We start from the raw sequence: 23953 nt of genomic DNA on the forward strand, positions 1-23953 counted from the left end.
CGCCGCCACCGGATTACGGGGATGTGCGCAGGCGCATAGATTGCCGCCCATGACTTCGGAGTTCACGGGCAAGGCCGCCCTGGTCACGGGCGCGAGCCGGGGCATCGGCCTGGGCATCGCGCGGGAGCTGCTCGGCCGGGGCGCGTCGGTGGCGATCACCGGGCGCAAGGCGGACGCGCTGGCCGCCGCGGCGGCCGGGTTGGCCGACGACGCGGGCGTGTCGCCCGACCGCGTGCTGGCGGTGCCGGGCAACGCGGGCAGCGCCGACGACCGCGCGGAGGCCGTGCGGCTGGTGGTGGAGCGGTTCGGGCGGCTGGACGTGCTGGTGAACAACACCGGCATCAACCCGGTGTTCGGGGCGCTGGTGGACGCCGACCTGGACGCGGTGCGGAAGATCTTCGACACGAACGTGGTGGCCGCGCTGGGGTTCGTGCAGCTCGCGTGGCGGGCGTGGATGGGCGAGCACGGCGGGGCGGTGCTGAACGTGGCGTCGGTGGGCGGGCTGCGGTCCACCGGGGCGATCGGCGCCTACGGGGCGAGCAAGGCGGCGCTGATCCGGTTGACCGAGGAGCTGGCCTGGCAGCTGGGGCCGAAGGTGCGGGTGAACGCGGTGGCGCCGGCGGTGGTGAAGACGCGGTTCGCCGAGGCGCTGTACACGGGGCGCGAGGAGGACGCGGCGGCCGCCTACCCGATGAAGCGGCTCGGGACGCCGGAGGACGTGGCGCGGTTGGTGGCGTTCCTGGTGTCCGACGCGGCGGAGTGGATCACCGGGGAGACGGTGCGGGTGGACGGCGGGTTGCTGGCCACCGGCACGCTGGGCTGAGCCGGGCCGGACGGGCCGGGTCGAGATGGGTGCGGCCGGGCCGGACGGGCCGGGTCGAGATGGGTGCGGCCGGGCCGGACGGGCCGGGTCGAGATGGGCGCGGCGGGGTCGGGCTGGGCCGGTGGCGCCGCGGGTGGCGGGGCGGGTGCCGCTGTCAGGCGTGGCGGCGGGCCGCGGTGGCCAGTTCGGTGCGGTTGGCCACGCCGAGCTTGGCGTAGACGTGGGACAGGTGGGTCTTCACCGTCGCGCGGCTCATGAACAGGCGCTTGCCGATGTCGGGGTTGGTGAGGCCGGCCACGGCCAGGTCGACCACGCTGCGCTCGGCGGGGGTGAGGCTGTCCCAGCCGCTCGACGGGCGTGACCTGGTGCCCCGTGAGCGGCGGATCCAGGCGATGGCCTCGTCCAGCCGGAGGGCGCGGCCCTCGGTGAACGCGTCGTCGTCCCGGCCGGCGTCGGGGCGCGGGAGGCCCATGTCCTGCCGGGCGCGGTCGCAGGCGCCCAGGAGGCGGGCGGCGGTCGTGCCCGCGGCCGGGTGGGCCAGGGCCTCCAGGCTGTGCACGCACGCGGGGGCGAGGCCGTGTTCGGCGCGGATGGCCAGTGCCCGGTGGTGCAGGTCCTCGCGTTCGCCGGGGTCGGCCAGCTCGGCGCGCAGGTGCAGGGCGTCGGCGTGGAGGCCGGGCATGCCCAGGTCGCGCACCAGGTCCAGGACCTCGGCCGCCTCCCGCCGGGCCGCGGTGGTGTCGCCGGTGCGGTGCAGGGCGGTGGCCAGGCCGATGCGGGCGTGCGGGGTGAGGGGTCTGGCCGACATCTCGTGCCGGTAGGCGCGCAGCGCCCGTTCCGGCTCCCCCGCCCACAGGTGCAGGCGGCCCGCGCACTCGACCAGGCCCGGCACGAACGGGGGTGCCGGCGCGTCCTCGACCAGGCGCAGGACGGGGGTCAGGACCGCCCACGCCTCGTCCAGCCGTCCGGTCGTGCCCTCGACCAGGGCCAGCACGGCGTGCGCCGATCCGACGCGGTGGAAGTCGGCCAGGGGGGCGGCCACGCGCACCGCGCGTTCGGCGAACGCCCTGGCGGCGCGGAGGTCGCCGGTGGCCGCCGCGCTGGTGGCCAGGAAGCCCAGGGCGGTGGCGGCCACGCCCCGGTCGCCGCGCGCGACCAGGCCGGCGGTGGCGCGGGTGAGCAGCGGCACGGCTTCGGCGTGGCGGTCGCGGAGGTGGTGGAGGATGCCGGTCAGGGCGTCGGCGCCGTCGCGGCCGAAGCCGTAGTCGGCGGCGGTGGCGATCTCGTGCGCCTCGGCGGCCAGGGCGCCCGCCCGGGTGAAGTCGCGGCCCAGCAGGTCCAGGGCCGCCAGTTGGCGTGCCAGGCAGGCGGTGCGGTGGTCGCCGACCTCGTCGGCGATGTCCAGGGCGGTGCGGGCGGCGGCGCGGTCCTCGGGGGTCGACCGGGTGGTGTCGGCGACCAGGGCCAGGCCGGCCAGGAGCCTCGCCCTGGACGCGGTCCGGTCGTCCGGGTGCGCCCGGACCGCGCGGCGCAGCAGGTCCAGGCCCTCGGCGCCGCGGCGGCTGGAGTGCCAGAACCAGGCGAGGTGGGCGGCGAGGCGGCGGCCCCGGTCGTCGGTCAGGCCGTGCTCGACGGCGGCGCGGTGGTTCTCGTGGTCGACCTCGACCAGGGCGTGCCAGGTGTCCTTGTCCGCGTCGAGGAGGTGGGCGGCGTCCTCGACCGCGGCCAGGCAGGTGTCCAGGTGGCGGTCGCGGGTCTCGTCGCGTTCACCGGAGGCGTCGAGCCTGGCCTCGGCGTACTCGCGGACGGTCTCCGGCAGGCGGTAGCGGGTGGTCTCGCCCCGGGTGTCGGCGGTGAGCAGCGACTTGTCGACGAGGCGGCGCAGGCCGGTGAGCACGTCGGGGCCCGCGACGCCGCGGGCGGCGGTGGCGGTGAAGCCGCCGCGGAAGACGGCCAGGCGGCGGAACAGGACGCGGTCGGGCTCGTCGAGCAGGTCGTGGCTCCAGTCCAGGGACGCCGCCAGCGTCTGGTGGCGGGCGGCCACGCCGTGCGGGCCGCGGATGAGCAGGCGGAACCGGTCGTCCAGGCCGGCGACGATCTCCTGCGGGGTGAGGGTGCCCGACCAGGCGGCGGCCAGCTCGACGCCCAGCGGCATGCCGTCGAGGCGGGCGCACGCGGTGCGGACGGCCGCGGCGGCCGCCGCGGAGCCGGGCGGGCCGCCGGCGCGGGCGTGGAACAGGGCGACCGCGTCGTCGCGGGACAGCGGCGGCACCCGCCACACCCGCTCCCCCGGGATGCCCAGCGGTTCGCGGCTGGTCGCCAGGACGGTGGCGCCGCGGCAGGTGCGCAGGACGGCGGCGACGAGGTCCGCGGCGGCGGTGAGGACGTGCTCGCAGTTGTCCAGGCACAGCAGCACCCGGCGGTCGGCGAGTTGGCGGGCCAGCGACGCGACGGGGTCCCGGTCGGTGAGCCGCACGCCCAGCGCCCCGGCCACCAGCGCCGGCACGGCGGCCGGCGAGGTGGTGGCGGTGAGGTCGACCCAGTGCGCGTCCGGGTCGGGTGCCGCCGCGTGCGCGGCCAGGCGCGTCTTGCCGCAGCCGCCGGGGCCGGCCAGCGTCAGCAGGCGCACGTCCGGGGCGGCGAGGGCGGCCGCCAGGTCGGCGGTCTCGGCGGTGCGGCCGACGAAACCGGTCAGGTACGTCGGTGGGGCGTGGTCGGCGGACATCACCCGGGAGTATGCGGGTGCCCCGGCCGGGGCGGGGCGGATATCGGCCAGGTGGCCGATCTTCCGGCGGGCCGCGGGCGGCAGGGTTCCCACCACGGCACCGCCGCCGGTGGGGCCCGGAGAGCAGGGGGAAGACGTGTCGGACGACGTGCGGGCGATGAGCCCGGACCCGGCGTTGAAGCAGCTGGACCGGTTCGTGGGGACGTGGGAGATGGAGGGCGGGCTGGTCGGGTCCGCGGAGAGGAACATCAGGGGGCGGGCCACCTACCGGTGGTTGCCGGGTGGGTTCTTCCTGGAGCAGCGGGTGCGGTTGGACTTCGCCGGGCTCGCCCGGATCGACTCGCTGGAGATCATCGGGTACGACCCGGGAACGGGGACGTTCCCGTCGACGGTGTACTCGAACATGTCGCCGCAGCCGTTGCCGTACCGGTGGGCTCTCGACGGGGACCTGGTGACCATCACGGTGACCCACGGGCCGTTGGACGCGACTTTCACCGGCCGGTGGAGTGCGGACGGGACGTACTTCAGCGGTGGGTGGCGGCCCAACCCCGGGGCCGACGAGGTGGTGAACGTCGCCTACGACGTGGGTGGCGGACGCGTGGAGTAGGTGCTGTTGGGGACGGGTGGGCCGGGCGGTGAAGGGGCGGGCCGGGTCAGCCCCGGGGTGCGGTGGTCGCGGGGGGCTCCGCGGTCGTCGTGGGGGCCGCGGTGGCTTGTGCGGTGGTCATCGGGGGGTTGGGGCGGACCGCCGTGGTGGGGTTCGGGCGCTCGGTCCTCGTGGCGGTCGGGATGCCCTGCGGGTCCTCCCGGCCCGGGACGGGGCTCGACGTGGTGGTCGTCGAGGTCGGGGGTGTCGAGGCCGGGGGCGGCGGGGTCGTGGTCGGCCGGGGTGGGGTGAGGAGGGGTTGTTCGCCGCTCTTCGGGGTCGTCGGCTGGTTGGTGACGGTGGGGACCGGGGGGCCTGCCGGGACCGTGCGGGACGGGTCGGGGGGTTGGTTCAGGGCGAAGGCGACCACGACCGCCACCAGGGCGGTGGTGCCGGTGCCGGTCGCGGCCACGGCGTAGCCGCGGCGGCGGCGCTTGAGCCGCACGCCCCGGTGGACCACGTCCATGGCGCCGAACGTGCGCGGCAGGGGGTGGATGTTCAGCTCTTCGAACGTCTTCTTCAGCTCGTCTTCAAGCACCGCGCGACACCTCCTGCCACAACGCCCCGAATTCCGGTCCCAGCCTCTGCCGCAGCGCCTTGAGCCCTCGGTTGGTGTTGCTCTTCACCGTCCCCACCGAGCAGCGGAGGGCGGCTGCGGTCTCCTCCACGCCCAGGTCGTGCCAGTACCGCAGCACGAGCGTCGCACGCTGCTTCGCCGGGACCGCCGACAGCGCCTGCCACACCACCAGCCTGTCCTCGCTCAGCGCCCCCGCCGTCGGCAGCTCCGGCGGCGTGTCGGTGAGCTTCTCCCGTTTCCAGCGCATCCGCCTGCGCTCGGCGAGGAAGGTGCGCACCACGATCTGCCTCAGGTAGGCGTCCAGGCCCTCGCGGTGCGCCATCCTCGGGCCGGCCAGGTAGAGCTTGAGGAACGCGGACTGCACCAGGTCTTCGGCCTCGTGGTGGTTGCCGCACAACAAGTACGCGGTGAAGCGCATCGAGTCGGCGCACCGGTCGAAGTGTCGGGTGAACTCCGCGTCCCAGCTCACGTGCTCAGCGCTCCGGCGTCGGCGCCACCGCGGCGGTGCTGGTGGGCAGTGGGGGCCTGGTGGTGTACCGGGTCGTCGAGGTGGGGGCCGGGGGTCGGACCGTGGTGGTCGGGTAGGCGGTGGGCGGGAGCGTGGTGGTCGGCAGCGGGGTGGGGAGGATGGGCGGGTGGCCCGTGGTCGTCGGGCGCGGGCCGGAGGTGGTCGGCTGCGGCGTCGGCTCCGGGGTCGGGGCGGGGGTCGGGGCGGGGGCCGTCGTGCTGGTGGCGCCGGGTGAGGTGGTCGCGGTGGGCCGCGAGGTCGTGGTGGCGGGGGCGCTCGTGGTGGTCGGCGCGGGGGTGGGCGGGCCGTCCAGGCCCGACGCCAGGGCCGGGACCGCCACCGCCAGGCCGCCCAGCAGGACGACGCCGGCCGCCAGCACGGTTCGTTTGCGCGACACAACTGCTCCTCGGGATTCGGGGACTCCTCCGGTGGTGCCCCTCCGCCCTTATGAATGCGGTGGGGCGGTCGGGGGGTTGTCACGAGTTTTCGGGGAGTCGGTCCGGCTGGTCGCGGTCGGTGGGAGTGGTGCGGTCGGAAGAGGGAGAGGAAGGAAGAGAGGGAGAGGAGGCGGGCGCGGCGCGGCCGGTGGCGACCGTGGTGGGGTCGGCGAGACCGGCGAGGTCCGCGGCGTCGGGGAGGAGGGCGGCGGCAGGAGGGCGGACGACGATCTCGACCGCCCGGGCCCTCAGCGCCGCCTCGTCCAGCACGGCCCGCCGGGGATCGGGCACGTCCAGCACCCGCGGGGACGCCAGCGCGAACACCGCGGCCAGCCGGCGGTCGGCGCGCAGCGCGTCCAGCGCCTGCCGGTCGCCGCCGAGCACCACCGCGTCCAGCTCGCCCAGCCGCGGCACCAGGAAGCGGGCCGCGTCGTCGGCCGCGGCTCGCAGGGCGACCCGCGCCTGGCCCTCGCGCCGGCGCGCGAAGCGCTGCTGGGACCACCCGCCTGCCTTGCTGCGGCCGTGCACCTGGTGACTGTCCGTGGTCGACTCCAGCACCCGGCCGTTCACAGTCACACCGACGCCGTGACCGCCGAGCCGGACGAGCAGCAGGCCGAGGCGGCGGGGCGCCAGGGCGTTGGACAGCAGCGGTTCGAGGACCAGACCGGCATCCTGGCGCTGGGCCGTACGGGTGAATTCGCCGAAGGCGGTGATCACCGAGGCCGTAGTGCCGTCGGCCGCCGTCGCCACCCACTCGTGCGGGCTCACCGACGTGGTGGTCACCCCGCCGTGGCGGCCGGCGAACCGGGAGAACCAGCCGGTCAGGCGCTCGGGGTCGACCTCGACGGCGCGCCCGCCGCCCGCGGCGGGGCGGACGCGGCTCATGCCGGCGCGACCGCGACCCACACGGGCAGCGGGTGCCCGCACTCGGCCGGCGACAGCCGCTGGACCGCCGCGAAACCGGCCGCGGCCAGCTCGGCAGTCACCTGTTCGGGGGAAAGCACCCGGTGGCGGGTGGACACGGTGCCCGCCACCTGCCACGTCCCGTCCACGGGCACCAGCCGCACCACGTCCAGGGCGTAGGACTCGCCGTCGGGCGACCAGTCCCACAGCTGCACGGTGACCTGCCGGTCCGCGCCGCGCCCGGTCACCTTCGGCGGCGGGGCGGTGGGGCGCAGCCGGCTGAGCCGGTCCAGCTCGGGCACGGCGGCGACGAGCAGCCCTCCGGGGCGCAGCGCCTGCCTGGCCAGCAGCAACGCCTGCGACAACGCGTTCTCGTGGGCGAGCCGGGGCAGCAGGTCGTCGCCGGCGCGGACCACGTCCACGGGCGGCCCGCCGTGGTGGCGGACCACGTCGAGCAGGTCGAGCACCGTCCGCGGGCCGGTGCCCAGGACGGCGGCGGCGACCTCCGTCAGGGGGTCCTCCGGCAGGGGCACGAGGTCCTGGGCCGCGGTCACCGGCAACACAGTAGGGGCTACCGATCACGTGTCGCCATCGGCGGCGGGGCCAGGTGCCCCCTATCAGGTCCGAAGGGATTTGGGACACATCGGCGACCGGCCGTTGCACTACGTTACCGACGGGTTTACAAAGGATGGAGCAGGAGCGTTCACCACTTGACAGAACGATGTCCACCCCAGTGAACTCGTAACCCGTTCGGCCCAATCATTGACTCCGCTCGGAAGGCACCAACGCCCTGCGTTGGCGGGTAGGGTCACTGGGGCGTGATCTCATGACAGCGGGGAGTCACAATGACCAACGCTGCCGGTCGACCCAACCTGTCCGTCGACGAACTCGACCCGACGGGCCACGGCAGTCTTGCGCAGCTTCTCACCACCGGACCCTTCCCGGAGGCGTTGAGGGCTGCCATCAAGGCCAGCAGGCTGAGCCTGGACCGCATCCAGCACCGGCTTGCCCTGCGGGGGGTCACCATCAGCGTCGCCACGCTGAGCTACTGGCAGTCGGGTCGTCGTCGTCCCGAGCGGCCGGAGTCGCTGGAGGCGCTGCGGCACCTGGAGACCGTGCTGGGCGTGCCCCAGGCGGGCCTGTCGGCGCTCCTGGGACCGCCGCGGCCGCGGGGCAGGCGGTCGCGACCGACCACGATGATGCCGATCGACGCGCTGTGGGAGCGCCGCGAGCGGGTGGCGAACCTGCTCTCGAAGGTGGACACCACCTCGGACGTCAAGCTGGGCCGGATCAGCCAGCACGACCGCATCGAGATCGCCGCGGACGGCGGCCAGCGCTCGGTGTGGGTGCGGCAGATCCTGCGGGCCGAGCAGGACGGCCCGGACCGCTGGGCGCTGGTGTTCGAGACCGAGGAGTCCGACGTGCTGCCGCGGGTGGTGAACCTGCGCAACTGCCACCTCGGGCGCGTCGTGGAGGACACCGAGGTCAACATCATGGCCGCGGAGATGATGTTCGACCGGCCGCTGAGCCGCGGCGAGACGATCATCATGGAGTACGAGCTGCTGTTCGCCGAGGGCCACTACCCGGCGGGCAAGAACACCTTCGCCCGCAAGTTCCGGCTGCCGGTGCGGGAGTACGTGATCGAGGTGCGGTTCGACCCGTCGTACCTGCCGGCGCGGTGCCAGCAGTACAGCGTGCCCGCCGGTGACGACACCCCGTCGCGGCGCCGCAACCTCGCCCTGGACAGCGCGGGCGGCGTGCACGCCGTGGCGCTCGGTTTCGGGCCCGGCGTGTTCGGCATCCGCTGGGAGTGGCCGAAGTAACAGATGTAAAAAGAGGGCCCCGGGACGCGTCCCGGGGCCCTCTTCATTGACTCAGACGTAACCGTTGATCTTCAGCGAGACCGCGCGGATCGAACCGCGGTCGGTCGAGGCCGCGTCGACCACCTTGAACGTCCACGTGCCGTCGGCGGGCTGCTCCAGCAGCGCGGCCAGCGGCGTGATCGGCCGCCACGAACCGGTGAACGGCGCGTTCGCGCTGGTCACCGACGAGAACGACTTCGCGGCGCTGTCGTCGAACACGACCTGGCACAGGTTCGAGCCGGTCGCGCCGTTGCGCTGGAACACCGTCGCGGTGACGCCGGACGGCGAGGTCAGCGTGCCGACCAGGTCACCCACGAACGTGTGGTCGATGCCCACCGTGGTCGAACCGTCCGTGTTCGGCGTGCACTGCGAGCCGTCGACGGAGAGCACGACCTTGGACGCGCGGCCGACGCCGCTGACCGGGATCTGGACGGTCGCGCCGGTCGGGTCGTTGTCCGGGATGGCCACCACCGGCCCGCCGTAGGCGAAGGACTTCACCTCGCGCGACGGCTCGCCCACGACCAGCGTGAACGAGGTGGTCGTCGGCGACGTGGCACCGGAGTAGGTCACCCGGGTGTCCAGCCTGATGCCCGTGCCCACCGTCGCCGACGCCGGGACCGTCACCTTGAACGTGCTGGTCAGCGTCTGGCCGACGTCGATGTTGCCGTAGTACCGCGACCGCGGCGCGATCGTCACGCCCGCCGTGGGCGAGGTGAGCACGAGGCTCGTGGACGCGGCCGTGCCGTCACCGACGTTGGTCACCGGCACGGTCACCGTCGCGGTGGTGCCCGGCTTGAGGTACTGGCTGCCGTCCGCGTCGTTGACCACGGTCGGCCGCTGCGCCCTGGCCAGCGGCTGCGGCGAGGCACCCGTGTAGGCCAGCGCCAGGTCCGCGCGCACGACACCGGCGCCGGTGCGGTTGTCCACACCCGCCTGAGCGATGTCGACGGCGGTGGCGGTCAGCGCCTGCCGCACCTCGGCCGGGGCCAGGCCGGGGTTGCCGGACAGGATCAGGCCCGCGATGCCCGCCGCGTTGGGCGCCGCCGCCGAGGTGCCGAAGAACGGGTCGAACCCGGGCACGCTCGTGGTCACGCCGTCCGCCGCGGTCAGGTCCGGCTTCTGCCTGACCTCCTCGGCCGGGGAGCCGTCGGGCGCGAAGAACACGCGCCGCGGGCCGTCGGAGGTGAACCGCTCGGGCTTCTGGGAGCCGTCGAAGGCACCCGGGAACGGCCCGCTCGGGTTGGCCGGGTCACCCGGCTCCAGGTCGAACGGCAGCGGGTCGGCCGCCGGGGCCGCCGCGACGCTGATCGCGCCCCTGGCCGCCGAGTGGCCGCGGGTCACGCCGGGGGTGGCGAAGCCCTTGAGGCCGTTGGCGGCGTCCTTGAAGCGACCGCCCAGGGCGGACAGCGCCAGGTACTTGTCCTCACCGCGGAACTTCACCACGGCCAACCGCAGGCCGCTGGAGCTGGCCGGCGTGTTCAGCCGCTCGTACGGGTCCTGGGTGCCGTCCTGCACGCCCTGGCTGAACGCCACCACGTTGCCCTGCGCGTTGGCCAGGTACAGGTCGTAGTCGTTGAACGACGAGGACAGCGGGTCGGCCCAGAACAGCGTCACCGGCACGTTGCCGGAGCCGTCCGACAGCGGGTTGAACACCTGCTTGCCCGCCGGGTCGGGGTTGAAGTCGTGGGCCGTGCCCGCGAACTTGCCCACGCCCACGCCGGAGTCGACGAACCGGCCCTCCCAGTGGCCCGAGGTGCCGTCGGCGACGTTGCCCTCGTTGCCCGCGGAGGAGAAGAACAGCGCGCCGTCCGCGGCGACCGCGTCCACCGCGCGGGCGATGATGCCGTCCTGGAACGGCGACTCGTTGAAGTACAGCACGTCGTCGACGATGACGTCGCAGCCCAGCTGGAAGCGCAGGGCGCGGATGTTGTCGGCGAAGCTGGCGTCGCCGTTGAACGCCGTGGCGAAGCCGAGGCGCGCGTTGGGCGCGATGTCGTGGAGGATCTCCAGCATCGCGGTTCCCTCGTTGCCGTCGCCCTCCTGGCCGGGCAGCACCTCGACGTCCGCGGGCAGCTCGCCCGCCGCCTGCGAGGCGGCCAGCGTGTCGACGCCGTCGGACAGCGCGCACAGCTTCACGCCGGTGCCGGTGACGTGGAACTCGCCGCGGGCGGTGTCGGCGGCGTGGGCCCGGTCGCCCTCGCCGGTCCTGGCCGCCTGCACCGAGACCAGCGCCTCGCGGGTCCGCTCCTCGACCGCCTTCGCCCGGTCCTCCTTGGACGGGGCCGCGGCGGTGTCCTTCCGGTCGCGCTGGTGGAACGTCTTGGCCTCCACCGCGGTCTCGACGCGCCGCACGTCACCGCGCGCGGAGAGCCGGGGCAGCGCGGCGAGGGGCAGCTGGGCGCGGACCGTGCCGCCCTCGGCGGACACCGCGCGGATGCCGCCGCCCGCGGCGCGGACGGCGTTGACCAGGTCGTCGCTGACCTTGTGGGCGCGGATGTCCACCAGCACGGTGTTCCCGCTGCCCACCTTCACCCCGGTCTGCAGCGCGGGGAGGCGGTTGAACGTGCCGGCGTCGACCCGGCGGCGCTGCTCGACGACGAGCGCGCTGTCCATCTTGGACTCGGCCCCGGAGAGCGACCTCTTGATCTCCTGGAGCGCGGCGATCTGGGCGGCGGTGGTGTCCTCGACGCCCTTGGACGCCCTGGTCGGATCGGCGGAAGCGGGTGACGCGACACCCAGGGTCAGCAGCACGGCGGCACCGGCTGCGGTCAAGGCGGTTCTTCGAGACCGGCGGCGTTCTGAACGCACAGGCGTCTCCCCCAAGTTGGGCGTGCCCCCGACGCACGCGTCCGGCGACCGGGTGTCCCCGATCGAGGGGTCAACTTATTGCGCATGTGCAAGTACCGTCTGCCACCGTTCGGCCTACTTGTGACGTGGAATACCCATCACAGTTCACAGTACGAAGGCGTCGGTCCACAGTTGTCCGGTACGTCCGGACAGGGCGTCGAGCAGCGCCGCGGCCTGGTTGTCGGTCAGCGAGGCCACGAAGTCGACCACCGCCCGGCCACGCGCCAGCGTCCGCACCGCGTCCGGCCCCGACGGGGCGTCACCGGTGGCGCCGACCAGCGCGGACGGGTCGGTCCGGGCCAGCTCGGCGTACTCGCGGCCGGCCAGCTCGACCAGGTCGTGCAGCCGCCGCGGCAACCGGTTCGCCTCGTGCCGGTCGGTCGCCCACTGCTCCAGCGCCTCCACCAGCGCCGTCAGCAGCCGCGCCTGGCCGCGCTGGTGCAGCGCCAGGTCCGGGCGCAGCAGCACGAACCGGCGGTGCACGAACTTCAGCACCTGCACCTCGTGCCACTGCCGCACCGCCAGCACCACGTGCCCCGACCGCGTCGTCGGCTCCTCCACCACCCCGACCGCGTCCACCAGGCGCCGCGTCCACCGCGCGGAGAACCCCGCCACCGCCTGCTCCGCCTCCACCGACCCGTCGAACGGCACCGCCAGCAACCCGTCCACCAGCTCGGCCCGCACCTTCGCCACGGCCTGCGCGAACGCGTCGTCGTCCACCGCCCACGAGTCCTTCGCGTGCAGGCGGCGGCGCAGCGCCTCCAACGACCGTCCCGGCCGCCGCTGCTGCGCGTCCAGCTCCGCCGCCGACAGACCGGCCAGCTCGACCGCCCGGTCCAGCCACGTGTTCAGCTCCGCCGACACCGTGGCGTGCTGCAGCACCCCCACCCGGTAGAAGTCCTCCACGTCGTGGATCGCGTAGGCGATGTCGTCCGCGGTGTCCATCACCGACGCCTCCACCGTCTGCTGCCACGGCTCCAACCGCCCCGCGTAGTAGGCGCGCGCCTGCCGCACGTCCTCCAGCTCGGTGACGTAGGCGGAGAACTTCGCCGACCCGGTGCCCGGCGCGTCCGGCGGCTCCGCGGCACCCCGCGGCGGCGCGGGCAGGTGCCGCGGGTGGGGGTCCGGGTGCGACAGCCGCGTCCACGGGTACTTCAGCATCGCCGCCCGCACCGCCACCGTCAGGTCCAACCCCACCGCCGACGGGCCCCGCACGTCCGTGGTGGTGACGATCCGGAACGACTGCGCGTTGCCCTCGAACCCGTCGGCCAGGCCGAACCGGTGCCGCGCCAGCCGGTCGAGTACCTGCTCGCCCAGGTGCCCGAACGGCGGGTGCCCCAGGTCGTGCCCCAGCGCCGCGGCCTCCACCACGTCCGGGTCGCACCCGCCCAGCTTGTCCAGCAGCACCGCCACGTCCGCGCGGGTGTTCAGGCGCTCGGCGATCGCGCGGGCCGCCTGCGCGACCTTGAGGCTGTGGGTGAGCCGGTTGTGCACCAGCAACCCCGACCCGGTCGAGCTGATCACCTGCGTCACCCCGCCCAGGCGGGAGAAGAACGGCGAACCGGCCACCCGGTCCCGGTCCACGCGGAACGGGCCTGCGGCCAGGTCGGGCTGGACGGGGACGTCCCCGCCGGAACGGCGCTCGGCGCGCGGGTCGACGTGCTGCTGGTGCATGGGGAGGAACTTAACCGCCGCGTGTGCGCCCCGCCGCGACGGCGCTACCGTGGGAACCCGTCAGCCGGGAGGTCGGGTTGTCCGAGTCGGACCACGTCAACCAGTCCCGCGGCGCAGGCGGCCCGTTCGTGCAGGCCCGCGACGTGGCGGGCGGCATCCACTTCCACTCGCCGCCGACCGCGCGCCCGCGGCAGCTCCCGCCGCCGATCGGCGAGTTCACCGGCCGCCGGGCCCAGCTCGCCGAACTCGACGCGCTGCTCGACGCACCCGCCGCCGGCGGCGTGGTCGTCTCCGCGGTGTCCGGCACCGCCGGCGTCGGCAAGACCGCGCTGGCGATCCACTGGGCGCACCGCGTGCGCGCCCTGTTCCCCGACGGCCAGCTCTACGCCGACCTGCGCGGCTACGACCGGGAACCGCCGCTGCCGCCCGGCGACGTGCTCGCCGGGTTCCTGCGCGCCCTCGGCGACACCGAGGTGCCCGACGACCTGGCCGAACGCGCCGCCCGCTACCGCAGCCTGGTCGCCGACCGGCGCGTGCTCGTGGTCCTGGACAACGCCCGCACCGACGGGCAGGTCCAGCCGCTGCTGCCCGGCAGCCCGACCTGCTTCGTCGTGGTCACCAGCCGCGACCGCCTCCCCTCGCTGCGCGTCCGCTACGGCGCGCACGGCGTCGACCTCGACCTGCTGCCCCTCGACGACGCGCTGAGCCTGCTCCGCGCCACCGTCGGCACCCGGGTCGACCAGGACCCCGACGCCGCCGCCGCGCTCGTGCGGCGCTGCGCCCACCTGCCCCTGGCGCTGCGCATCACCGCCGAACTCGCCGCGACCAGGCCCCGCGCCCCGCTCCGCGAACTCGCCGACGAACTGGCCGAGGAGGGGCGGCTCCTCGGCGTCGCCGAGGACGACCGCACGATCCGCACCGTGTTCTCCTGGTCCGTGCGGCAGCTCGACGACGAGCCCCGGCGGGTGTTCCGGCTCCTCGGCCTGCACCCCGGCCGCGACTACGACGCCGCCGCGGTCGCCGTCCTCGCCGAGGTCGACGAGGGCCGCGCCCGCCGCGCGATGGACGCCCTGGCCCGCGCGCACCTCGTGGCGGAACGCGCCGACCGCCGCTACCTCATGCACGACCTGCTGGCCGCCTACGCGCGCGAACTGGCCGGGGGCGTCGACGACGACGCGGTGTTCCGAAGGCTGTTCCGGCACTACTCCGAAGCGGCCCAGCGGGCGGTGCGCGCCGGCGACCTGACCTGGTTCGAGGCGGAGCGGTTCAACCTGGAGGTCCTGGCCGGGAACCGACGTGCGCCGACCGCCTGGCACGTCCACTTCGTCCACTCGCTGGCCGTCCTGCACCGCCTGGCCGGCGACATCCCCCGCGCCCTCCGGCACTTCCAGAACGCCCGCCACGTGGTCGAGCGCACACCGCACCGCCGCCGAGAAGTCATGCTCGACCAGGCCGAGGCACTGGTGGTGGCGGGGCTGTACTCGGAGGCGTCACTGCTGCTGGACGAGCTGCACGAGTGCCACGGGACCTCCGCGGAACTCCACCGGCTCGGCGCGATCGCCGCCCTCGGCAGCGGCGACTTCGACACGGCCGCCCGCTGGGCCCTGGCCGCGGCCGGGGCGCACGGGGCAGCCGGGCACCACCGCGAGGCCGCCTCCTGCGCGCTGACCCGCCTGGCCGCCGTCACCGCCGAACCGGCGCGCGCACCCCGGAGCGCGCTGCGCGACGCCATGTCGACCGCCGCCGAGCTCAAGCGGCACGGCGCGGCCGACGAAGCCGGCCACGCGCTCCTGATCGCCGCGCGGCTGCTCGTCACCGCGGGCGAAGCCGAACGCGCGACCGCCCTCCTGGACGAGGACGACCTCGACGACCCCTCCGCCGAACACGAACTGCTGCGCCGGCTGTGCCGCGCCGAACTCGCGCTGCACCGGGGTGACGCGGACGGCGTGCTGGCGCACACCGAAGCGGCGTTCACCGCGGCGATCGAGCGGACGGCCAAGTGCCCGGCACGGCTCACCCCGGCACCGATGAGCACCTTCTACGCCCAACGCCTGCGCGAACTCGCGCTGCGCGTCGTCATCGGGCGCCCCGACCCCCGCCCCCTGTTCGACTTCGCCGAACGCGCCCGCGTCCGGCACCTCAAGTACCTGCCCCACCCGCTGGTCACCGACTCCGGGGTGGTCGAGTTCGACGCGGTCACCCGCATGATCGGCAACCGCGCCCTGGTCAGCTTCGTGCGGGTGTGGAACGAGCTGTTCGCCCTGGTCGTCGCGCACGGCAGCCTGGCCGTCGTGGAACTGGGCCACACCGACGCCGTCTTCGAACTGGCCCGGACGCTGCGCGCCGACATCGACGCCGCCGCACCCGACCACCTGCCCGCTCCCCTGGTCCGCGTCATCCGCGCCTCGACCGAGCGCAACGCCGCCGAACTGGACCGGCTCGTCATGCGGCCCCTCGCCCCGCACATCGGTGACCTCGAACTCGTCATCGTGCCGACCGGCCCCCTGTACTCGGTCGCCTGGGCCGCACTGCCCTCGCTGCGCGGCAGGCCGATCGTGGTCGCCCCCTCGGTGACCGCCTGGTCCACCGCCGAGACGAGGCTGTGCGCCAAGTTCATCGGCCCCCGGCGCACGGTGTTCGTCCTCGGTCCCGGCATGGTCGTCCCGCACGGGGAACTGGTCACCGCAGCCGCCTTCCACCCCCACGCCATGATCATCTCGGGGGCGGAGGCCAAGGTCGAGACCGCGCTCGACGCCATCGACGGCGCCGGCCTGGTGCACCTGGCGGCGCACGGCGAGAACGAAGCCGACAACTCGTCGTTCTCCCGACTGGAACTCGCCGACGGCCCCCTGTTCGCCCACCAGTTCGGCGAACTGCGGAAACCACCGGGGCAGGTCATCCTGGCCGCCTGCGAACTGGCGCTGAGCCGCAAGGCCGCCGACGACGACGCGCTCGGGTTCGCCAACGGCCTGCTCGCCGCCGGTGCCGCCACCGTCATCGCGGCCGTCAGCCGCGTCGGCGACGACTCGGCCGCCGACGCCATGTACGACTACCACCGAGGGCTCAGCACCGGGAAGACACCAGCCCAGGCACTGGCGCAGGCCGTCGCCGTCGACCCCGTGCGGCGACCCTTCATCTGCATCGGCACCGGGGAGGGCTGAACGCACAAAGCCCTCAGGGGCACCCGGCGAACCGGGTGCCCCTGAGGGAAAGAATGTTCGGCGGCGTCCTACTCTCCCACACCCTCACGAGTGCAGTACCATCGGCGCTGGAAGGCTTAACTACCGGGTTCGGAATGGGACCGGGTGTTCCCCAACCGCAATGACCACCGAAACACTATGAAATTACCAACCCGTAGGCACCCGGCCACACCCGACTCCCGCCGGATGGACCTGGTGGTCCGGTTCGGTTCTTTCAGAACCGCACAGTGGATGCGTAGCGTCTTCATGACAAGTCCTCGGCCTATTAGTACCGGTCAACTCCAGCCGTTACCGACCTTCCATCTCCGGCCTATCAACCCAATGGTCTCTTGGGGGCCTTAACCCACAAAGGGTGGGATACCTCATCTAGGAACGAGCTTCCCGCTTAGATGCTTTCAGCGGTTATCCCTTCCGAACGTAGCCAACCAGCAATGCCCTTGGCAGGACAACTGGCACACCAGAGGTCCGTCCGTCCCGGTCCTCTCGTACTAGGGACAGCCTTCCGCAAGTATCCTACGCGCGCGGCGGATAGGGACCGAACTGTCTCACGACGTTCTAAACCCAGCTCGCGTACCGCTTTAATGGGCGAACAGCCCAACCCTTGGGACCTACTCCAGCCCCAGGATGCGACGAGCCGACATCGAGGTGCCAAACCATGCCGTCGATATGGACTCTTGGGCAAGATCAGCCTGTTATCCCCGGGGTACCTTTTATCCGTTGAGCGACCACGCTTCCACAAGCCATGGCCGGATCACTAGTTCCGACTTTCGTCCCTGCTCGACCCGTCGGTCTCACAGTCAAGCCCCCTTGTGCACTTGCACTCGACACCTGATTGCCAACCAGGCTGAGGGAACCTTTGAGCGCCTCCGTTACCCTTTGGGAGGCAACCGCCCCAGTTAAACTACCCACCAGGCACTGTCCCTGATCCGGATCACGGACCGAGGTTAGACATCCAGTACGACCAGAGTGGTATTTCAACGACGACTCCACAACCACTGGCGTGGCCGCTTCACAGTCTCCCACCTATCCTACACAAGCCGAACCGAACACCAATACCAAGCTATAGTAAAGGTCCCGGGGTCTTTCCGTCCTGCCGCGCGTAACGAGCATCTTTACTCGTAGTGCAATTTCGCCGGGCCTGTGGTTGAGACAGTCGAGAAGTCGTTACGCCATTCGTGCAGGTCGGAACTTACCCGACAAGGAATTTCGCTACCTTAGGATGGTTATAGTTACCACCGCCGTTTACTGGCGCTTAAGTTCTCAGCTTCGCCCCGAAGAGCTAACCGGTCCCCTTAACGTTCCAGCACCGGGCAGGCGTCAGTCCGTATACATCGTCTTGCGACTTCGCACGGACCTGTGTTTTTAGTAAACAGTCGCTTCTCGCTGGTCTCTGCGGCCAACTGGTCCTAGCCCGCAAGGGGCTTCAAACCCTTTGGCCCCCCTTCTCCCGAAGTTACGGGGGCATTTTGCCGAGTTCCTTAACCACAGTTCGCCCGATCGCCTCGGTATTCTCTACCTGACCACCTGTGTCGGTTTGGGGTACGGGCCGCATGAACACTCACTAGAGGCTTTTCTCGGCAGCATGGGATCACCCTACTTCGCCTCAATCGGCTATGCATCACGTCTCAGGATGTGTGAGCTGCGGATTTGCCTACAGCTCTCCCTACACGCTTACACCAGTACTACCACTCACTGGCGGAGCTACCCTCCTGCGTCACCCCATCGTTTGACTACTACAAGCTCGGGTCCCGCGCTCCACTTGGAGAAGACCCGAAGGTCGGCCCCCAAGCTTTGGGCGGTTAGCATCGCAAGCCTCGCCATGGGCGCGTTCACACGGGTACGGGAATATCAACCCGTTGTCCATCGACTACGCCTGTCGGCCTCGCCTTAGGTCCCGACTTACCCTGGGCGGATTAGCCTGGCCCAGGAACCCTTGGTCATCCGGCGGCAGAGTTTCTCACTCTGCTTTCGCTACTCATGCCTGCATTCTCACTCGTCCAGCCTCCACCACTAGGTTCCCCTGCAGCTTCAGCGGCTGAACGACGCTCCCCTACCCATCCCAGCAAAACTGGAATGACACGGCTTCGGCGGTGTGCTTAAGCCCCGCTACATTGTCGGCGCAGGACCACTTGACCAGTGAGCTATTACGCACTCTTTAAAGGGTGGCTGCTTCTAAGCCAACCTCCTGGTTGTCTGGGCGACCCCACATCCTTTCCCACTTAGCACACACTTAGGGGCCTTAGCCGGCGTTCTGGGCTGTTTCCCTCTCGACTACGAAGCTTATCCCCCGCAGTCTCACTGCCGCGCTCTCACGTACCGGCATTCGGAGTTTGGTTGATTTCGGTAAGCTTGTGGGCCCCCTAGACCATCCAGTGCTCTACCTCCGGCACGAAACACACGACGCTGCACCTAAATGCATTTCGGGGAGAACCAGCTATCACGGAGTTTGATTGGCCTTTCACCCCTAACCACAGCTCATCCCCCAGGTTTTCAACCCTGGTGGGTTCGGGCCTCCACGCGGTCTTACCCACGCTTCACCCTGGCCATGGCTAGATCACCCCGCTTCGGGTCTAGACCACGCGACTCAACCGCCCTATTCGGACTCGCTTTCGCTACGGCTACCCCACACGGGTTAACCTCGCCACGCAGCACTAACTCGCAGGCTCATTCTTCAAAAGGCACGCCGTCACCCCTAAAGGCTCCGACGGATTGTAGGCACACGGTTTCAGGTACTATTTCACTCCCCTCCCGGGGTACTTTTCACCTTTCCCTCACGGTACTAGTCCGCTATCGGTCACCAGGGAGTATTCAGGCTTAGCGGGTGGTCCCGCCAGATTCACAGCAAATTCCACGAGCTCGCTGCTACTTGGGAACACCACAAAGAGGAGACAGGTTTTCGCGTACGGGACTCTCACCCTCTACGGTCACGCTTTCCAGACGCATTCCGCTAACCACATCTCTTTATGACTCTTTGCCAGTCCGGCAGAACTGACCAGTGGGTCCCACGACCCCGCGAATGCAACCCCTGCCGGGTATCACACAGACGCGGTTTAGCCTCTTCCGCTTTCGCTCGCCACTACTCACGGAATCACGGTTGTTTTCTCTTCCTGCGGGTACTGAGATGTTTCACTTCCCCGCGTTCCCTCCACGCACCCTATGTGTTCAGGTACGGGTGACCCCACATGACTGAGGCCGGGTTTCCCCATTCGGAAATTCTTGGATCTCAGCTCGGTTGACAGCTCCCCAAGACTTATCGCAGTCTCCTACGTCCTTCATCGGCTCCTGGTGCCAAGGCATCCACCGTATGCCCTTAATAACTTGCCACAAAGATGCTCGCATCCACTGTGCAGTTCTCAAAGAACAACCAGACACCATCTCTTCCCTGCCAACGCCTACCCGACCGAAGCCAAGCGGTTCGAAGACTGAGACAGCCCTGTCGTTACTCGCTGAAAGAGACACTCGCGTGTTCTCTCAGGACCCAACAGCGTACCGAACAGAAGCCTTGAACCCTCGACGGACCCTTCCACGCTCGCAAGCGAGCAGTACTAACTCCGTCAACAACCCGAGGTTCTGCATTAGCCAGCATCCACTAATATGAGCTCCACCCGACGATCGTTCGCCGCCGGCGTGGCCTCCGAACCACCGAAGCAGTTCGCAGATGCTCCTTAGAAAGGAGGTGATCCAGCCGCACCTTCCGGTACGGCTACCTTGTTACGACTTCGTCCCAATCGCCAGTCCCACCTTCGACCGCTCCCCCCCTTACGGGTTGGGCCACGGGCTTCGGGTGTTACCGACTTTCGTGACGTGACGGGCGGTGTGTACAAGGCCCGGGAACGTATTCACCGCAGCGTTGCTGATCTGCGATTACTAGCGACTCCGACTTCACGGGGTCGAGTTGCAGACCCCGATCCGAACTGAGACCGGCTTTTTGGGATTCGCTCCACCTCACGGCTTAGCAGCCCTCTGTACCGGCCATTGTAGCATGTGTGAAGCCCTGGACATAAGGGGCATGATGACTTGACGTCATCCCCACCTTCCTCCGAGTTGACCCCGGCAGTCTCCCATGAGTCCCCGCCATAACGCGCTGGCAACATGGAACGAGGGTTGCGCTCGTTGCGGGACTTAACCCAACATCTCACGACACGAGCTGACGACAGCCATGCACCACCTGTACACCAGTCCGAAGAGGCCCACATCTCTGCAGGTTTCCGGTGCATGTCAAGCCCAGGTAAGGTTCTTCGCGTTGCATCGAATTAATCCACATGCTCCGCCGCTTGTGCGGGCCCCCGTCAATTCCTTTGAGTTTTAGCCTTGCGGCCGTACTCCCCAGGCGGGGTGCTTAATGCGTTAGCTGCGGCACGGAGGACGTGGAAGCCCCCCACACCTAGCACCCACCGTTTACGGCGTGGACTACCAGGGTATCTAATCCTGTTCGCTCCCCACGCTTTCGCTCCTCAGCGTCAGTATCGGCCCAGAGACCCGCCTTCGCCACCGGTGTTCCTCCTGATATCTGCGCATTTCACCGCTACACCAGGAATTCCAGTCTCCCCTGCCGAACTCAAGTCTGCCCGTATCGACCGCAGGCTCCACGTTAAGCGTGAAGTTTTCACGGCCGACGCAACAAACCGCCTACGAGCTCTTTACGCCCAATAATTCCGGACAACGCTCGCACCCTACGTATTACCGCGGCTGCTGGCACGTAGTTAGCCGGTGCTTCTTCTGCAGGTACCGTCACTCGCGCTTCGTCCCTGCTGAAAGAGGTTTACAACCCGAAGGCCGTCATCCCTCACGCGGCGTCGCTGCATCAGGCTTGCGCCCATTGTGCAATATTCCCCACTGCTGCCTCCCGTAGGAGTCTGGGCCGTGTCTCAGTCCCAGTGTGGCCGGTCACCCTCTCAGGCCGGCTACCCGTCGTCGCCTTGGTAGGCCATCACCCCACCAACAAGCTGATAGGCCGCGGGCCCATCCCGTACCGCCGGAACTTTCCACCCCCCACCATGCGGAAGGAGGTCATATCCGGTATTAGACCTAGTTTCCCAGGCTTATCCCAGAGTACGGGGCAGGTTGCCCACGTGTTACTCACCCGTTCGCCGCTCGTGTACCCCGAAGGGCCTTACCGCTCGACTTGCATGTGTTAAGCACGCCGCCAGCGTTCGTCCTGAGCCAGGATCAAACTCTCCAATAAGGAATGAGTTCGATCGCTCCGAACAACACTGACAATTACGTCAGCTGTCCAGTAACAATCTCAAAGGAATCCTCTTGACGAGGATCATAAATTTACTGGCTATTCGGCACGCTGTTGAGTTCTCAAAGAACACGCGCTCACCATCTTGTCCCGCGTCTTACCGCGGTTCATTCCGGGGCTTGTGTTGAAAGCTTAGCTCGTTCGTTTTCGCGGTGTCAAATCGGCCGTTTCGGCTGCTCGGCTCCGCGATCAACTCGCTCAAGCATTCAGTTTAGTCCTTGTTCCCACCGGCCCGAGGCAGCACCCTAGGTACTGCTTGTTCTTGCCGGGGGTTTCGCCGCGCTCCGTTCCGGTTTTCCCGGCCCGTTCCGCGCTGGCAGAGAGAAAGTTACACGCCCGTCGGCGCGGAGACAAATCGGGGGGTCGATCGCGGCATCACCGCAGCTAGGCGTGGTGCGGGCCCGGTGGGCGCGGGATGCTGTGCGGGTGCCACCACTCCCCCGCCTCCGCCCGTGGGGTCAGTACGGGGTGCGACTGCTGCTGGTCGCGGCCTGCTACTACCTCGGCGCGCGCCTCGGTCTGCTCCAGGCCCTGGTCAACGATCAGGTGACGCCGCTGTGGCCGCCGACGGGCGTGGCGCTGCTGGCGCTGCTGCTGGGCGGGCTGCGGATGTGGCCGGGGATCACGGTGGCCGCGTTCGCGGTGAACGCGTCGTTGAGCGACGTCGGTGCCACGGCGGTGATCAGCCTGGGCAACACGGCGGGGCCGGTGGTCAGCTTCCTGCTGCTGCGGCGGGTGGGGTTCCGGTCGGAGCTGGACCGCACGCGGGACGCCCTGGCCCTCGTGCTGCTGGGCGCGTTCGCGGGCATGCTGGTCAGCGCGACGGTGGGCGGTGGCGCGTTGCTGGTGTCCGGGGTGATCGGCGGCGGGGACTTCCTGTCGACGTGGTCGGTGTGGTGGACCGGGGACGTGCTGGGCGTGCTCGTGGTCGTGCCGCTGGTGCTGGCGGCGCGGTCGCTGCGGGGGCGCCGGCCGGCGCCGCGCCGGTTGGCGGAGGCGGTGGCCCTGCTGGGCGGCACGGCGGTGGTGATGGCGGTGGCCACGACCGTGGACATCAGGTTGATGTACCTGGTGTTCCCGTTCCTGGTGTGGGCGGCGTTCCGCTTCCAGCACGCGGGCACGGCGCCGTGCGCGTTGATCGCGACGACGCTGGCCGCGCGCGGCGCGGCGTTGAGCGACGGGCCGTTCGAGGGGTTGGACCTGTTGGTGCGGATGGTGACGTTGCAGGCGTTCAACGGGACGACGGTGACGACGGCGTTGTTGGTGTCGGCGGCGATCGCGGAGCGGAACGCGGCGCGGTCGGCGATCGAGCGGACGGTGGACCAGTTGGCGGACGTGGTGTCGAAGTACCAGCCGTTGTTGGCGCGGAACGTGCTGCCGCCGCGGCCGCCGGAGGGGTCCTGATGGGCGGCGTGGTGGTCGTGGGCGGCGGACCGGCCGGGCGGGCGCTGGCGCGGGAGTGCGCGGCGCTGGGGTTGCGCACGACGCTGGTGGACCGGGACCCGGGGCGGCCGTGGCGGGCGACGTACGCGGCGTGGGCGGACGAGCTGCCCGCGGGTGCGCCGGTGTCGGTGGTGGCGTCGCGGGCGCGGGTGGTCGGCACGCGGGAGCACCGGTTGGCGCGGGCGTACGCGGTGCTGGACAACGAGCGGTTGCGGGAGTTGCCGGACGGGGTCGAGGTGGTCGCGGGCCGGGTGGTGGCGCGGACCGCGTCGGGGGTGCGGCTGGCGGACGGGCGGGTGGTGTCCGGGCGGGTGGTGCGGGCCACGGGCGCGGTGGGTGGTCGGGCGGCGCAGACGGCGGTGGGCGTGGTGGTGCCCGCGGCGGCGGCGCGGCCGTTCGTGGGGCCGGACGAGGCGTTGATCATGGATTGGCGTCGGCCGCCGGCGCGGACCACCGAGGACCCGACGTTCCTGTACGCGATCCCGCTGGGCGCGGACCGGGTGCTGCTGGAGGAGACGTCGCTGGCGCGGCGGCCGGGGTTGCCGCTGCCGGAGCTGCGGTTGCGGTTGCGGGCGCGGTTGGCGGCGCACGGGGTGGCGGTGCCGGACGGGGACGAGGAGCGGGTGCACATCCCGTTGGACGTGCCGCCGGCGGCGGGCGCGTTCGGTGCGGCGGCGGGGTTCGTGCACCCGGCGACGGGGTACAGCGTGGCGACGTCGCTGCGGCGGGCGCCGGGGGTGGCGCGGGCGTTGGCGGAGGGCCGGCCGGTGGGGCGCTCGGTGCCGGAGCGGGTGGTGCACGGGTTGCGGTTGCGCGGTCTGACGGCGTTGCTGGCGATGCGGCCCGACGAGGTTCCGCAATTCTTCGACAATTTTTTCCTCTTGGCGGAGAATGATCAGCGGGCCTACCTCGGCGACCACGGTGACCTGCGCGGGACCACTCGTGCGATGCTGCGGTTGTTCGGCGTCTCGCGGTGGCCCATGCGCGCTCGCATGGTATTTCCTGTGCAGACGGCCAAATTTGTGGGAACACCTGGTTAACGCTCTCGGCGTGTTCGGGCGGG

13 protein-coding genes, 3 rRNA genes and 1 pseudogene are annotated in these 23953 nt (G+C 70.8%); 6 read left to right on the top strand and 11 right to left on the bottom strand.

Annotation, left to right across the window (positions count from 1 at the left end; translation table 11 throughout):
• Window positions 1-49: 49 nt before the first annotated feature.
• On the top strand, window positions 50-823 hold the full coding sequence (locus EKG83_RS35485; RefSeq protein ID WP_051766456.1) for an SDR family oxidoreductase: 774 nt from the start codon (window positions 50-52) through the stop codon (window positions 821-823).
• Window positions 824-977: 154 nt separating this feature from the next.
• On the opposite strand, the gene EKG83_RS49470 is transcribed toward EKG83_RS35485, so the two are convergent.
• The gene (locus EKG83_RS49470) at window positions 978-3641 is read right to left on the bottom strand and encodes a helix-turn-helix transcriptional regulator (protein ID WP_153278664.1); all 2664 of its coding nucleotides are present in this window, start codon (window positions 3639-3641) and stop codon (window positions 978-980) included.
• 43 nt (window positions 3642-3684) lie between these two features.
• Between EKG83_RS49470 and EKG83_RS35495 the strand changes: the two genes are divergently transcribed.
• The gene (locus EKG83_RS35495; RefSeq protein ID WP_051766454.1) at window positions 3685-4155 is read left to right on the top strand and encodes a DUF1579 family protein; all 471 of its coding nucleotides are present in this window, start codon (window positions 3685-3687) and stop codon (window positions 4153-4155) included.
• 46 nt (window positions 4156-4201) lie between these two features.
• Here the strand turns inward: EKG83_RS35495 and EKG83_RS35500 are convergent, their stop codons facing one another.
• From EKG83_RS35500 to EKG83_RS35520, 5 genes and pseudogenes are all read right to left on the bottom strand, one after another.
• Complete coding sequence (locus tag EKG83_RS35500; protein WP_033433348.1) at window positions 4202-4732, bottom strand: hypothetical protein; 531 nt, start codon at window positions 4730-4732, stop codon at window positions 4202-4204.
• Window positions 4725-5240, bottom strand: a complete 516-nt coding sequence (locus tag EKG83_RS35505; protein ID WP_033433347.1) for a SigE family RNA polymerase sigma factor — start codon at window positions 5238-5240, stop codon at window positions 4725-4727. Before EKG83_RS35505 ends, EKG83_RS35500 begins: the two co-directional genes overlap by 8 nt.
• Window positions 5241-5244: 4 nt before the next feature.
• Complete coding sequence (locus tag EKG83_RS35510; RefSeq protein WP_033433346.1) at window positions 5245-5676, bottom strand: hypothetical protein; 432 nt, start codon at window positions 5674-5676, stop codon at window positions 5245-5247.
• A gap of 259 nt (window positions 5677-5935) precedes the next feature.
• A pseudogene (locus EKG83_RS35515) lies at window positions 5936-6601 on the bottom strand (acVLRF1 family peptidyl-tRNA hydrolase); the annotation flags it as partial.
• Window positions 6598-7173: a hypothetical protein gene (locus tag EKG83_RS35520; protein WP_228122335.1), complete on the bottom strand. Its 576-nt coding sequence runs from the start codon at window positions 7171-7173 to the stop codon at window positions 6598-6600. The gene EKG83_RS35520 and the pseudogene EKG83_RS35515, both read right to left, overlap by 4 nt.
• 291 nt (window positions 7174-7464) lie before the next feature.
• Here EKG83_RS35520 and EKG83_RS35525 point away from each other — a divergent pair, with 291 nt between their 5' ends.
• Window positions 7465-8442 carry a helix-turn-helix domain-containing protein gene (locus EKG83_RS35525; RefSeq protein WP_033433345.1) on the top strand — a complete coding sequence of 326 codons (978 nt, stop codon included), beginning with the start codon at window positions 7465-7467 and terminating at the stop codon, window positions 8440-8442.
• Window positions 8443-8493: 51 nt separating this feature from the next.
• On the opposite strand, the gene EKG83_RS35530 is transcribed toward EKG83_RS35525, so the two are convergent.
• Together EKG83_RS35530 and EKG83_RS35535 are read right to left on the bottom strand one after the other, a co-directional pair.
• Window positions 8494-11253, bottom strand: a complete 2760-nt coding sequence (locus EKG83_RS35530; RefSeq protein WP_033433387.1) for a S8 family serine peptidase — start codon at window positions 11251-11253, stop codon at window positions 8494-8496.
• A 180-nt stretch (window positions 11254-11433) separates the two neighbouring features.
• Complete coding sequence (locus EKG83_RS35535; protein WP_033433344.1) at window positions 11434-13002, bottom strand: deoxyguanosinetriphosphate triphosphohydrolase family protein; 1569 nt, start codon at window positions 13000-13002, stop codon at window positions 11434-11436.
• Between the two features lie 77 nt (window positions 13003-13079).
• Here EKG83_RS35535 and EKG83_RS35540 point away from each other — a divergent pair, with 77 nt between their 5' ends.
• Window positions 13080-16163 (top strand): CHAT domain-containing protein, encoded by a 3084-nt coding sequence (locus EKG83_RS35540; protein ID WP_170191904.1) that lies wholly within the window; start codon window positions 13080-13082, stop codon window positions 16161-16163.
• Between the two features lie 55 nt (window positions 16164-16218).
• On the opposite strand, the gene rrf is transcribed toward EKG83_RS35540, so the two are convergent.
• The 3 genes from rrf to EKG83_RS35555 form a co-directional block, all read right to left on the bottom strand.
• Window positions 16219-16335: ribosomal RNA gene (gene rrf, locus EKG83_RS35545) — 5S ribosomal RNA — on the bottom strand.
• A 112-nt stretch (window positions 16336-16447) separates the two neighbouring features.
• Window positions 16448-19526 (bottom strand): 23S ribosomal RNA (locus EKG83_RS35550).
• A 345-nt stretch (window positions 19527-19871) separates the two neighbouring features.
• Window positions 19872-21387, bottom strand: a 16S ribosomal RNA gene (locus EKG83_RS35555).
• Together the 16S, 23S and 5S rRNA genes form the textbook arrangement of a ribosomal RNA operon.
• Window positions 21388-21915: 528 nt before the next feature.
• Between EKG83_RS35555 and EKG83_RS35560 the strand changes: the two genes are divergently transcribed.
• Together EKG83_RS35560 and EKG83_RS35565 are read left to right on the top strand one after the other, a co-directional pair.
• A complete protein-coding gene (locus EKG83_RS35560) occupies window positions 21916-22851 on the top strand; it encodes an MASE1 domain-containing protein (RefSeq protein WP_228122336.1) in 936 nt (311 codons plus the stop codon).
• Entirely contained in the window at window positions 22851-23930 is a 1080-nt protein-coding gene (locus EKG83_RS35565; RefSeq protein ID WP_033432471.1) for a lycopene cyclase family protein, read from the top strand. Before EKG83_RS35560 ends, EKG83_RS35565 begins: the two co-directional genes overlap by 1 nt.
• Window positions 23931-23953 lie beyond the last annotated feature (23 nt).

The organism is Saccharothrix syringae (genome assembly GCF_009498035.1).
Lineage (GTDB): Bacteria > Actinomycetota > Actinomycetes > Mycobacteriales > Pseudonocardiaceae > Actinosynnema > Actinosynnema syringae.